We start from the raw sequence: 11,880 nt of genomic DNA, 5'->3' as shown, positions 1-11,880 counted from the left end.
CCCACCTGAACGTCACGGTGTCCTGGAACGAGCTGGTCGCCCAGGTCACGAAGACCCGTGACGGGCTGTGCCTGTCGTGCGGACAGGCCACACCCGGTCGCAGCAACCGCCCAGGCGCTGGTGCGAAGGTCCCCGGCACAGGCACAGGCACAGGCACAGGCACCGGTGCAGGTGCAGGTGCAGGTGCAGGCATCGGCACCAGCCCTGGCGCTGGCACCAGCTCGGCTGCGGATGCCGATGCAGGCGCGCTGGACACACGCCCTGCGGCCGATAGCCCGACCGGTAGTCCAGCCGGAAGCCTGGGTGGACGTTCGACCGGTAGTCCGAGTCGGGGTGGAGGTCCGGGTGGCTGGGATACAACGGAGCCGACACTATCCACGCTGCTATCGCCCGGTGGTCCGGTGTTCACCGAGACCGGCGGCCGCGCCCCACGCGCCCTGCTGCGCCGGTTGGCGTGTCACAGTGCGATCACCCGGATCGTGTTCGGACCCGACGGCGCAGTCCTCGACGTCGGACGCGCCCAACGCACCGTGTCAGGACAGATGCGACGCGCCGTCATCGCCCGCGACCAGCACTGCGTCTACCCCGGGTGTGATCAACCACCGTCACGGTGCGAGGTCCACCACGCCATCACCCACTGGGCCCACGGCGGGAACACCTCGGTGACCAACAGTGCGTTGCTGTGCTGGTACCACCACCAACTCGTCGACACCAAAGGCATCACCATGCACTGGACCGGCAAGGCCACCACCGACACCACAGCCGGTGCCCTGCTCGAGACCGGGTGGGCCTTCACCGACGCCCGCGGGCACCGCATCCAACTACCCGAACCCATCGAAGCCCCACCACCAGCCGACGCCGCCTGACCTACGGGTCGCCGCGATGGCAGGGCCTGCACACACCAGGCCCTCAGCACTGGACTACCGATTCAGGCACCTACGGGGAGCTTCTAGGCATGGCTGTCGGCCGGGGGACCGCTTCTTATTTGGACCTGGCAGCCGCAGGACCACATGGCACTTCACGTGCCACCCCTGACCTGAACGCCTGCCACCGGAGTCAACGACTCAGCTTGATCGTCTTCAGGCCCTAACGCCGGAGCCGGTCCGGGAGCGCCGTGCGCGAGGAGACGGCCACGATGGTCAGGCACAGCGCGACGGTGACCGTACCGAAGCCGAACATCTCACCGTAGGACCAGGTGTCGCGCAGCCAGGCGAGCGCCATCGGGACGAAGAACCCGATGTAGGTCAGCGAGTAGAACACGGCGGTCAGCCCGGCGAGCTGGCCCGGGCCGGCGATCCGTGCGACCTCGCTGAGCCCGGCCACGAGCGCGAGCCCGTAGCCGGTTCCGAGGACCACTGCCGCCACCACGCCGATCGGCAGCGACAGCGCGGTGGACGCCCAGGCGGCGAGCGCCATCCCCGCGCCGACGATGGTCAGCGCCACGATCGAGGCACGAGCCGACGACGGCGTGTCGATCCGGCGGGCCACGACCTGGATGCCGATACCGCAGCCGAGCGCGAGGATGGCCATGACGCCCGCGAAGGCGATGGGGAAGCCGCCGACCTGGTCGGTGAGCAGGCTCGGCAGCACCGCGAACGCGCAGCCGGCGCAGCCGAACACCCAGGGCGCGAGGGGCACGACCACCCGCAGGAACCTGGGGTGCCGGACGGCGGTGATGCGCAGGTCGTCGAGCAGCCGGGCCCGTTCGTCGCGCGGGAGGCGCCGGCGGGTCTCCGGGACGCGGAGCAGCACCAGGCCGGCGAGCAGGGATCCGGCCGCGTGCAGCACGTACGACAGGAGGGTGGGCCACGGGGCGAACTGCGCGAGCATCGCGGCGATGCCCGCCCCGGAGAGGAATCCCGCGGTCAGGGAGAGCGATCCGCGACGGGGCCCGGCGGCACGCTCGCCGGTGGCGGCGCTGAGCTCCGTGAGCCAGGTGGATCCCACGGCCATGGCCAGCCCGAGCGCGACGCCGCAGAGCAGACGGCCGATGGAGAGCACCACGGGACTCTCCGGGTCCAGCGCGAGCACGAGCGACCCGAGCGCAGAGAGCGGCGCCGCGGGCAGCAGCAGCGGGCGGCGGCCGAACCTGTCGGACAGCGGCCCGCCCAGCAGCAGCGCGGGAACGAGGCCGAACACGTAGACGGCGAGGAGCGCGTCGACGGTGACGGGTCCCATGACGCCCTGCTCGCGGTACATCACGAGCAGCGGGGTGAACTCGTTGCCGCCCCAGGCCACGGCCAGGAGCACGGCGGCGACCGGCCACCAGGTGCGCCGTCCCACGGAAAGCGGGAACGAGGCAGAGGTGTCCCCGGGGCGCGAAGGTGGCATGACCTCATCCTCCGCAATGCGCGCCGGGTGGAACAACCCGTGGGGCTGTGAGCGTGCGCACAGGCACGTCACAGCCCCACGGGGTCACGGCAGGAGAAGCTGCGGGCTACTTGCTGTCGGCGGAGCCGTTCGCCTCGGCAGGCTCCGCGGTGGCCGCGTTCCCGGAGGCGGTGCTCTTCGAGTCCGCACCCTCGGACGTCGCGTCGTCGGAGGCGGTGCTCGCCGAAGCGTCGTCGTCGGCCGAGCCCGCGGGCTCGGTGTCCTTCTCAGGCTCGGTCTCGGCGTCCTCGTCCTCGGGCTCCCGCCCCGGCTGGTACACCGAGGGCTCGGGCTCCGGGTGACGCCGGCCCTGCAGCACGACGATCGCGATGCCCAGGAGAATCGCCACCCCCGACGTCCACACGTTCGCCGGGACGCCCAGCGGAGCGTCGCTCGTCGGGTCGATCCGGATGGTCTCGAGCCAGCTGCGGCCGAGGCCGTACCAGATCAGGTAGAGGCCGAACATGCGGCCCCAGCGCATGCCTGCGCCGGGCGTGCCACCGTCGGCCCGCAGTGCCTCGTCCCGGCGGACCACCCGCCGCTCGATGGCGAGCAGCAGCGCGATGCCGATGAGGTTCCAGATCATCTCGTACAGGAACAACGGGTGGAACAGCGTGCCCTCTGGGGTCCCGGCCGGGAACATCGGCGCGTCGGAGCGGATCTCCAGGCCCCAGGGCAGCGTGGTCGGCAGGCCGAACAGCTCCTGGTTCACGTAGTTGCCCAGCCGCCCGATCGCCTGGGCGGCGAGCAGGCCCGGCGCCAGGGCGTCGGCGAACGACCAGAACCGCAGGCCCGTCAGACGGCAGCCGATCCAGACGCCGACGGCGCCGCCGAGGAGGGACCCGAACAGGGCGTTGCCGCCCTCCCAGATCCTGACCCAGGCCCACGGGTCGACGCCGGGGCCGGTGAAGTCCCCGAGGTGGGTGAGCACGTGGTAGATCCGGGCGCCGACGATGCCGATGGGCACTGCCCACATCGCGATGTCGAGGGCGAGCCCGGGGGCGGCTCCGCGTGCGCGGAGACGCCGGTCCGTGATGTACGCGGCGGCGGCGATGCCGGCCAGCAGACACAGGGCGTAGGTATGGATGGTGAGCGGACCCAGGTGGATCTGGGACCACACCGGATCGGGGCTGGGGATACTGGCCGGAAGCACGACCCGAAGGTACCGCGACTGACCGACATCGTGGGCATCGAACTCGGCGCGCACAAAAAACTCCGCCGCAACCCAGCGATTCGGCCCGGACGTCGCGTGACTTCCGGGCCGAATCGCTGGGTTGCGGCGGAGCTGGTTTGCGGCGGAGTCAGCGCTTGCGCTTCTCCCTCACCCGCACCGAGATCTCGATGGGCGTGCCCTCGAAACCGAACGTCTCGCGCAGGCGACGCTCGATGAAGCGGCGGTAGCCCGCCTCGATGAACCCGGTGGCGAAGATGACGAACCGCGGCGGACGGGTCGAGGCCTGCGTCGCGAACAGGATGCGCGACTGCTTGCCGCCGCGCAGCGGGTGCGGGTGCGCGGCCACGAGCTCGCCCAGGAACGCATTGAGCTTGCCCGTCGGGACGCGCCGGTCCCAGGACGCGAGCGAACGCTCGATCGCCGGGACCAGCCGCTCGCTGTGCCAGCCGGTACGGGCCGACAGGTTGACGCGCGGCGCCCAGGTGATCTGCACCAGCTCCTTCTCGATCTCACGCTCGAGGAAGGGGCGCCGGTCCTCGTCCATGAGGTCCCACTTGTTGTACGCGATGACGAGCGCACGGCCCGCGTCCACGACCTGCTGGATCACGCGGATGTCCTGCTCGGTCAGCGGTTCGGACGCGTCCACCAGGACGACGCCGATCTCCGCCTTCTCGATGGCGGCCTGCGTGCGCAGCGAGGCGTAGAAGTCCGCGCCCTTGGTCTGGTGCACACGGCGGCGGATGCCGGCGGTGTCCACGAACCAGTACGGGATGCCGCGCAGCTCGATGAGCTCGTCGACCGGGTCGCGCGTGGTGCCGGCGACCTCGTCGACCACCACCCGCTCCGCGCCGGCGATCTTGTTCAGCAGCGAGGACTTGCCGACGTTCGGCCGCCCGACGAGCGCCACGCGGCGCGGACCGGCGGGACGCACGGTGCCGTGCTCCGACGTCGTCGGCAGGGCCTTGACGGCGGCGTCGAGCAGGTCGCCCGTACCGCGGCCGTGCAGGGCGGAGACCGGGTGCGGCTCCCCCAGGCCCAGCGCCCACAGGTACGTGGCGTCCGCCTCGCCCGAGGCGCCGTCGACCTTGTTGGCGCACAGCACGACAGGCTTGCCGGAGCGGCGCAGCATCTCCACCACACGCTCGTCGGTGGCGGTGGCGCCCACGGTGGCGTCGACCACGAACACGACGGCGTCGGCGAGGGAGATCGCTACCTCGGCCTGCTCGGCGACCTTGGACTCGATGCCGGCGACGTCGACCTCCCAGCCGCCCGTGTCGACGAGCATGAACGGGCGACCGGCCCACTCGGCCGGGTAGGACACGCGGTCGCGCGTCACGCCCGGCTTGTCGGCCACCACTGCCTCGCGGCGGCCGAGGATGCGGTTGACCAGCGTCGACTTGCCGACGTTCGGACGCCCTACGACGGCCAGGACGGGCAGTGCCTGCTCCGCCTCGGCCTGCTCGTCGCTCCACTCGGAGTCGAGCAGCGCCTGGTCCGACTCGTCGAGCTCGAACTCCTCGAGGCCGACGCGCAGCGCACGCTCGCGCGCGACGTCGTCCTCGGTCTCGGCGAGGGCGTCGGCGAGCTCGAGGTCGGGTGCGGCCGGGGCGGCCGCGTCCAGGGCAGCATCATCTCGGGCCGTCGCGTCCAGCGCAGCAGCCTCCGATGCAGAGGGGTCGTGGGTCATGCCCTCATTGTCGCAGGCCTGACGCGCTCCGGCCGACTCGCGGCCATATGACCTGCGTCGCTCCGGCGCGCCACGGACCGTCAGGCCCTGCTGGTCAGGCCCTGCTGGTCGCCGTCTCGGACTGCGCGACGACGGCGAGCACGGCGTCGACCGTCTGCTCGAAGTCGAGGTCGCTGGAGTCGACGGTCGCCACGCCGTCGGCGGCGACGTGGAACTGCGTGACCTTCGCGTCGTCCTGGTCGCGGCGCAGCACCTGGTCGCGCGTCGCGTCGACCGCCGTGGCGTCGGCCGCGCCGTGCACCTCCAGCGACCGGCGGCGCAGGCGTGCCTCCTCGGAGGCGGTGAGCAGCACGCGGACGTCGGCGTCGGGCGCGACGACCGTGGTGATGTCGCGGCCCTCGGCCACGATCCCCCGGCCGCCCGAGAACACCGCCCGGGCGCTGGACTCCTGGTCGATGATCTCGCGCTGGAGCCGCTTGAGCTCGGCCCGCACGTCGAGGTTGGACGCGACCTTCGAGACGGCGGTCGTGACCTGGGTGGTGCGGATCGTCACGGCGACGTCCCGCCCGTCCAGCTCGACGCCGGGCGCGGCCGGGTCCAGGCCCATGACCAGCGGCATCGCGCGGACCGCGGCGGCGACCGATGCGGCGTCGTCCAGGTCCGCAGTCTCCATGCTCCACACCGTGGCCGCCCGGTACATGGCCCCCGTGTCGAGGTAAGCCAGACCGAGCCGTGCGGCGACCGCCTTCGACACGCTCGACTTGCCGGACCCGGAAGGTCCGTCGATCGCCACAACCACAGGGCTGGTCACAGTCCCGCTCGCTTTCCGTTGAGTGCTGGGTATTTGCTGCCGGAGTGCGTACACGGGCACAGATACCCAGCACTCAGCGGTCGAGGTTACAGGTCTACGGCACCCATCAGGGTGCCCAGCTCCGTGCGGCCCAGAACGCGGGTGCGGCCGGACTTCAGGTCGCCCAGCGGGATCGGACCGATCCGGGTGCGCACGAGGCGCGTCACCGGGTGCCCGACGGCCTGGAACATCCGGCGCACGATCCGGTTGCGTCCCTCGTGCAGCACGACCTCCAGCATCGCGAAGCCGTCGATCTGCTGGATCACCTGCACCGCGTCCATCTTGGCGATGCCGTCGTCGAGCTCGATGCCCTTCAGGAGCTCGCGCCCGACGCGCGGGTAGATCTCGCCCTCGACGGTCACGAGGTACGTCTTCGCGATCTTGTACTTCGGGTGGGACAGACGGTTGGCGAGCTCGCCGTCGTTCGTCAGGAGCAGCAGGCCCTCGCTGTCGGCGTCGAGCCGCCCGACGTGGAAGAGCCGCTCCTCGCGGTTCTTGATGAGGTCCGCGACGGTCGGCCGACCCTTGGGGTCGTCCATCGTGGAGACCACGCCCAGCGGCTTGTTCAGCGCGATGGTCACCTTCGTCTGGTCCAGCTGGATCCGGAGCCCGTCCACGTGGATGACGGCGGTGGCGGGGTCGACCCGCACGCCCAGCTCGGTGACGATCTGGCCGTCCACCTCGACGCGGCCGTTCGCGATGAGCTCCTCGCTCGCCCGGCGGGACCCGAGCCCGGCCTGGGCGAGCACCTTCTGCAGCCGCACGCCGCCGTCGACGTGGACGTCGCGGCCCTGCTCGGCGGGCTGCGCGGGCCTGCGGCGCGGCGCGTTCGCCTGGGCGCGGCTCTTGGCCGAGCTGCCGCCCCGGAAGTTCTTGCCGCCCTTGCCGGACTGGCCGGAGTGGTCGGGTCGGCGCGGCTGCTGGCCACCACTGGATTCGCGGCGGCTCCCGCCGCGGCGTTCGTTGCTCATGGTTACGTCTCTCGGTGAGTCGGGAAGGGCACTGCGACCTGCCTGCAGGTCGGACCGGGATCCGGCTAGGAGTCCAGCCCGTCGAGGCCCTCGAACGTGTCGAGGTCGGGCAGGTGCGGAGCCAGCGGAGGCAGCTCGTCGAGCGACGAGAAGTCCATCCGCTCCAAGAAGTATCCCGTGGTTCCGAACAGAACCGCACCCGAGCTCGGATCCTGGCCGATCTCGGCGATCAGTCCGCGCGTCAGCAGCGTCCGCACGACGCCGTCCACGTTGACCCCGCGCACCGCGCTGACCTGGCCACGCGTCACCGGCTGACGGTAGGCGACCACCGCGAGCGTCTCCAGCGCGGCCTGGCTCAGCTTGGCGGACTGGCCGTCCAGCACGAAGCGTCCGACGGGGTCCGCGTGCGCCGCCGACGAGTAGATGCGCCAGCCGTCCACGGTCCGGCGCAGCTCGAAACCGCGCGGACGGGAGCCGAGGTGGCCCGCGTACTCGTCGGCCAGCTCGTGCAGGATGTCGTCGGTCTCGTGCTGCGGCAGGTTCAGCGCCGCGGCGATGCGGTCCGCGCCGATCGGCGCGTCGGCCACCATGAGCACCGCCTCGACCGCCGCGTGCGCGCCGCCCGGGAGCGTGTGCACGTCGACGAGAGCGAGCTCGTCCTGCGTCGAGCCCTCGGCCGGGGCGTCCACCTGCACGGCCTCCGGGGCCTGTTCTTCGACGGTCATGCTGTTGTCGCCTCCGTTCCGGGCTCCGCGGTCACCAGGTCACCCTCGTCGAACTCGCTCGGACCCGCCTGCGGATCGAGGTACTTCTCGCCGTCCTCCGGCCCGGCGGTCCAGCGCACCGTGAGCTCGCCCAGCGGGCTGATCTGCTCGAATGCGACCAGCGAGTCGCGGAACAGCTCCAGCAGCGCCAGGAACCGGGCGACCGTCACGAGGCGCTCAGTGCCGGCCGTCAGCGACCGAAAGGTCAGCGAGTGCTCGTTCCGCAGGCGCTGCACGATGACGCCAGCCTCCTCGCGCACGCTCACCGCGGAGCCGTGCAGGTGGGCCAGGCCCACCACGGGCGGCGGCTTCGGGGCGAGCACCCGGGCGGCCAGCTCGGCGAGCTGCTCCCCCGTCGTGTCCCAGACCAGCTCAGGCAGGATCGCCGCGAGGTGCGGCTCGAGCGGTGCCAGGCGCGGCACGCGGCGGCCGGCCGACGCCATCTGCTCCGCGATGACCTTCGAGACCTCCTTGTACGCCCGGTACTGCAGCAGCCTCGCGAACAGCAGGTCGCGGGCCTCGAGCAGCTCGAGGTCCTCCGCGTCCTCGTCGACGACGCCGGGCAGCAGCCGGGCGGCCTTGAGGTCGAGCAGCGTCGCCGCGATCACGAGGAACTCGCTGGCCACGCCGAGGTCCCAGGACGCGTGCTCCTCGCCGCGTGCGGCGGCCTCGCGCGAGGCCCGCTCCGCCTCGCGGATGTGCGCGACGAACTCGTCGGTCACGACGGCGAGCGCCACCTCGGTGACGTCCATCTTGTGCTTCGCGATCAGCGAGAGCAGCAGGTCGAACGGGCCCTCGAAGTTGTGCAGGTGGACCTGGAACGTCCGGGAGCTGCGGCGCTCGTCGACGGGCGCCTGGTCGGCGTCCGGTTCCGTGACGACGACGGCGTCCGGCCCGGCGGCGACGTCAGTCTCCGCCTCAAGGACGTCCGACCCATCCACCGCCACGTCAGGCTCTACCGTCTGCTGCCTGAGGCTGCGGTTCTGCTCCGTCCGGGTGTCTCGTACCTCGACCCCCACACTCCGCGCCACCTCCGCCTCAGGCAGCGTCGCCACGGGCCACGAGCTCCCGGGCGAGCTGACGGTACGCGGCGGCGCCCGGGTGTCCCGGCGCGTAGTCGGTGATCGGCTCGGCGGCGACCGTGGCGTCCGGGAACTTCACGGTGCGCCCGATGATCGAGTGGAGCAGCGTGTCGCCGAAGGCCTCGTACACGCGCGCCACCACCTCGCGGGAGTGCAGGGTGCGCGAGTCGTACATGGTGGGGAGGATACCGTCGATCTCCAGGGCCGGGTTGAGCCGGTCCCGCACCTTCTCGATGGTCTCCACGAGCAGCGCGACGCCGCGCAGCGCGAAGAACTCGCACTCCAGCGGGATCAGCACGCCGTGCGCCGCGGTCAGCGCGTTCACGGTGAGCAGGCCGAGGCTCGGCTGGCAGTCGATGAGGATCACGTCGTAGTCGTCGAGCACGGGACGCAGCGCGCGGGACAGCACGGACTCACGGGCGACCTCACCCACGAGCTGCACCTCCGCGGCGGACAGGTCGATGTTCGCCGGCAGCACGTCGAGGTTCTCGATCCCCGACGAGATGATCACGTCGTTGATGTCCACGTCCCGCTCCATGAGCAGGTTGTAGACCGTCAGGTCGAGCTCGTGCGGGTTGACGCCGATGCCCACCGACGCGGCGCCCTGCGGGTCGAAGTCCACCAGGAGCACCTTGCGGCCGTACTCGGCGAGACACGCGCCGAGGTTGATGGTGGTGGTCGTCTTGCCGACCCCGCCCTTCTGGTTGCACATCGCGATGATGCGCGCAGGACCGTGGCTCGTCAGCGGCGCCGGCTCCGGGAGCTCCGGCATGACGCGTCCGACGACGTCGCGCACGATCTCCGGGTCCGTGGGTGCGCCGACGACCGTCTTGCCGAGAAGCATGTCGGTCATCGTGTTCGCTCCCTCCTGGCTGGGTGCCTCGCTCACGCCCGCCACGCTATACCAGAGTGTGGGCGCTGCTCCGCGAAAGCCTCGGCGTGGCGTCCTTCGGCCGTCAGACCGCTACCGGGCCCTGGGGTGCGCCGCCGCGTAGACCTCGCGCAGCGCGTCCGGGGTGACCATCGTGTAGATCTGCGTCGTCGTGACCGACGCGTGCCCCAGCAGCTCCTGGACCACCCGTACGTCCGCCCCGCCCGACAGGAGGTGGGTCGCGAACGAGTGCCGCAGCGTGTGCGGCGAGACGTGCTCCTTGAGTCCCGCGCGCGCCGCGGCGGCCTGCAGCGCGGCCCACGCGGTCTGCCGCGACATCCGGGCACCGCGCGTGTTGAGGAACAGGGCGGGCGTGCCCCGGCCCGCGGCGGACAGCGCCGGCCGCGACCGGACCAGGTAACCCTCGAGCGCGTCCCGCGCGAACGAGCCGACCGGCACCGCACGCTCCTTCGCGCCCTTGCCGAGCAGCCGGACGGAGGTCCTGTCGCTGACGCCGTCGACGTCGAGCCCCACGATCTCGGAGATCCGCGCGCCCGTCGCGTACAGCAGCTCGAGGAGCGCCCGGTCGCGCAGGGGCAACGGGCCATCACCCGTGCCCGCGGCGTCGAGCAGGGCGGCGACGTCGTCGACGGACAGCGCGTGCGGCAGCCGGCGCAGCTGGGTGGGTGCGCGCACCTCGGCGGACGGGTCGTCCACCGCAATGCCCTCGGCCTGCGCGAACCGGTGCCAGCCCCGCACGGCGGCCAGGGCGCGCGCGGTGGACGACGCCGACAGCGGGCGTCCGCCGTCGGCCCCCTGGCGCACCGACTCGACGAAGCTGGTGACGTCGGCCTCCGTGACGTCGCCGAGGCCGGGCCGGCCGGACGTCGTGAGGAACGCCAGGTAGCGCACGAGGTCGCGGCGGTAGGCGGCGACGGTGTTGGCCGAGAGGCCGCGCTCCACGCTCAGGTGCGCGAGGTAGTCCTGCAGGGCGCGGTCGAGCCGGGCGCTGACGTCCGGACCCGGTGCGGGCTCACGGAGGGTCTGCAGGTGGGCCTGGGCGGTTGACACCGCCCCATCATGCCGAGCGTGGCCTGCCGTTCGGGCAGGCCACGCCGGGTGACCGGTGTGCGAGGTTGCTCCCGCGTCAGGAGGGGTTGATGCCGAACAGCTCGGCGCGCGAGCGGATCACCTGTGCGCGGGCGAGGCGCGGCTTGTCGCTGCCGTCGCGGATGACGGAGCCAGCGGCCTCGAACTCGGCGAAGAAGTCGACGGCCCAGGCCACGTCCGACGACGTCGGTGCGAAGGACTCGTTGATGACCGCCGGCTGCTCGAAGTCCAGGCAGAGCTTGCCGGTCATGCCGAGGATGACGGCGTCGGCGGACTGCTCGCGGAGCAGCGCGTGCGACGAGCCGACCGTCGGACCGTCGACGGGGCCGGGCAGGCCGCCGATGCGGCTGGCGACCACGAGGCGCGTACGCGGGTACGCCATGGCCATGGGCTCGTTGGCGGTGCCGGTGTCGCGGCGGTAGTCGCCGGAGCCGAACGCGAGGCGGAACGCGCCGCGGGCCCTGGCGATGTTGACGGCCTCCTCGATGCCGAGCGCCGACTCGACGAGCGGGATGACCGGCACGTCGCCGCCGAGGCGCTGCGCGGTGTCGATGACGTCGTCGGCGCTCTCCGTCTTGGCGAGCATGACGCCGTTGAGGCCCTTGAGGCCCCGCAGGTGAGCGACGTCGTCGGCCCACGACGACGCCTGGCGGTCGTTGATCCGGACCCAGGCACTGCCACCGTTCTTGATCCACCGGATGACGTTCTCGCGCGCCTCGTCCTTCAACGAGTCGTCGATGGCGTCCTCGCAGTCGAGGATCACCTGGTCCGCCCGGGACAGCTGCGCCTTGTCGAAGAGCTCGGTCCGCATCGCGGACAGCAGGAGCCACGCACGCGCGTAGTCGGGGGCCACGCGGGACTTCTCGCGGGCCGCCCGGCGGGGAGCCAGGTCGACCTCGGGAACGGCGGAGGACGACGTCGGCAGGCCCGCGGAGTAGCTCCCGGACTGCTGGGCAGACTGATCGGCGAGGGCGGTGGTTCGGTCGGCTGGGGTCTCGGTC

The 11,880-nt window shown here is 71.9% G+C and carries 11 protein-coding genes; 1 reads left to right on the top strand and 10 read right to left on the bottom strand.

All coding sequences use genetic code 11. From position 1 onward, the window contains the following. The first annotated feature begins 17 nt into the window (after positions 1-17). On the top strand, positions 18-866 hold the full coding sequence (locus AB0I32_RS23135) for a DUF222 domain-containing protein (RefSeq protein WP_357510346.1): 849 nt from the start codon (positions 18-20) through the stop codon (positions 864-866). Positions 867-1,086: 220 nt separating this feature from the next. Here AB0I32_RS23135 and AB0I32_RS23130 read toward each other — a convergent pair whose 3' ends face one another. The 10 genes from AB0I32_RS23130 to AB0I32_RS23085 all read right to left on the bottom strand — a co-directional run bounded on the left by AB0I32_RS23130 (position 1,087) and on the right by AB0I32_RS23085 (position 11,768). Then, positions 1,087-2,331, bottom strand: a complete 1,245-nt coding sequence (locus AB0I32_RS23130; RefSeq protein WP_357510336.1) for an MFS transporter — start codon at positions 2,329-2,331, stop codon at positions 1,087-1,089. A gap of 106 nt (positions 2,332-2,437) precedes the next feature. Continuing rightward, entirely contained in the window at positions 2,438-3,523 is a 1,086-nt protein-coding gene (gene lgt / locus AB0I32_RS23125; protein WP_357510334.1) for a prolipoprotein diacylglyceryl transferase, read from the bottom strand. A gap of 148 nt (positions 3,524-3,671) precedes the next feature. Beyond that, the gene (der, locus tag AB0I32_RS23120; RefSeq protein WP_357510332.1) at positions 3,672-5,231 is read right to left on the bottom strand and encodes a ribosome biogenesis GTPase Der; all 1,560 of its coding nucleotides are present in this window, start codon (positions 5,229-5,231) and stop codon (positions 3,672-3,674) included. Between the two features lie 94 nt (positions 5,232-5,325). After that, positions 5,326-6,042, bottom strand: coding sequence for a (d)CMP kinase (cmk, locus tag AB0I32_RS23115; protein ID WP_357510330.1), 717 nt, complete (start codon positions 6,040-6,042; stop codon positions 5,326-5,328). A gap of 86 nt (positions 6,043-6,128) precedes the next feature. Next, positions 6,129-7,052 carry a pseudouridine synthase gene (locus tag AB0I32_RS23110; protein ID WP_357510328.1) on the bottom strand — a complete coding sequence of 308 codons (924 nt, stop codon included), beginning with the start codon at positions 7,050-7,052 and terminating at the stop codon, positions 6,129-6,131. Positions 7,053-7,117: 65 nt separating this feature from the next. After that, positions 7,118-7,777, bottom strand: a complete 660-nt coding sequence (locus tag AB0I32_RS23105; RefSeq protein WP_357510326.1) for an SMC-Scp complex subunit ScpB — start codon at positions 7,775-7,777, stop codon at positions 7,118-7,120. After that, complete coding sequence (locus AB0I32_RS23100; protein ID WP_357510344.1) at positions 7,774-8,625, bottom strand: ScpA family protein; 852 nt, start codon at positions 8,623-8,625, stop codon at positions 7,774-7,776. Before AB0I32_RS23100 ends, AB0I32_RS23105 begins: the two co-directional genes overlap by 4 nt. 229 nt (positions 8,626-8,854) lie before the next feature. After that, positions 8,855-9,751 carry an AAA family ATPase gene (locus AB0I32_RS23095; RefSeq protein ID WP_116675594.1) on the bottom strand — a complete coding sequence of 299 codons (897 nt, stop codon included), beginning with the start codon at positions 9,749-9,751 and terminating at the stop codon, positions 8,855-8,857. Positions 9,752-9,862: 111 nt separating this feature from the next. Continuing rightward, on the bottom strand, positions 9,863-10,819 hold the full coding sequence (xerD, locus tag AB0I32_RS23090) for a site-specific tyrosine recombinase XerD (protein ID WP_357510342.1): 957 nt from the start codon (positions 10,817-10,819) through the stop codon (positions 9,863-9,865). A 97-nt stretch (positions 10,820-10,916) separates the two neighbouring features. Beyond that, positions 10,917-11,768 (bottom strand): CoA ester lyase, encoded by an 852-nt coding sequence (locus tag AB0I32_RS23085; RefSeq protein ID WP_357510340.1) that lies wholly within the window; start codon positions 11,766-11,768, stop codon positions 10,917-10,919. Positions 11,769-11,880 lie beyond the last annotated feature (112 nt).

Origin of the sequence: Promicromonospora sp. NPDC050249 (assembly GCF_040656015.1) — a bacterium.
Classification (GTDB): domain Bacteria; phylum Actinomycetota; class Actinomycetes; order Actinomycetales; family Cellulomonadaceae; genus Promicromonospora.
Note: the sequence above shows the minus strand (reverse complement) of the source record. Positions and strands in the feature narration are given on the sequence as shown.

Excerpts from the sequence above, each read along its gene's own strand:
- AB0I32_RS23130 (WP_357510336.1), bottom strand. The coding sequence starts at position 2,331 with ATGCCACCTTCGCGCCCCGGGGACACCTCTGCCTCGTTCCCGCTTTCC.
- AB0I32_RS23110 (WP_357510328.1), bottom strand. The coding sequence starts at position 7,052 with ATGAGCAACGAACGCCGCGGCGGGAGCCGCCGCGAATCCAGTGGTGGC.
- AB0I32_RS23095 (WP_116675594.1), bottom strand. The coding sequence starts at position 9,751 with ATGACCGACATGCTTCTCGGCAAGACGGTCGTCGGCGCACCCACGGAC.
- AB0I32_RS23105 (WP_357510326.1), bottom strand. The coding sequence starts at position 7,777 with ATGACCGTCGAAGAACAGGCCCCGGAGGCCGTGCAGGTGGACGCCCCG.
- der (WP_357510332.1), bottom strand. The coding sequence starts at position 5,231 with ATGACCCACGACCCCTCTGCATCGGAGGCTGCTGCGCTGGACGCGACG.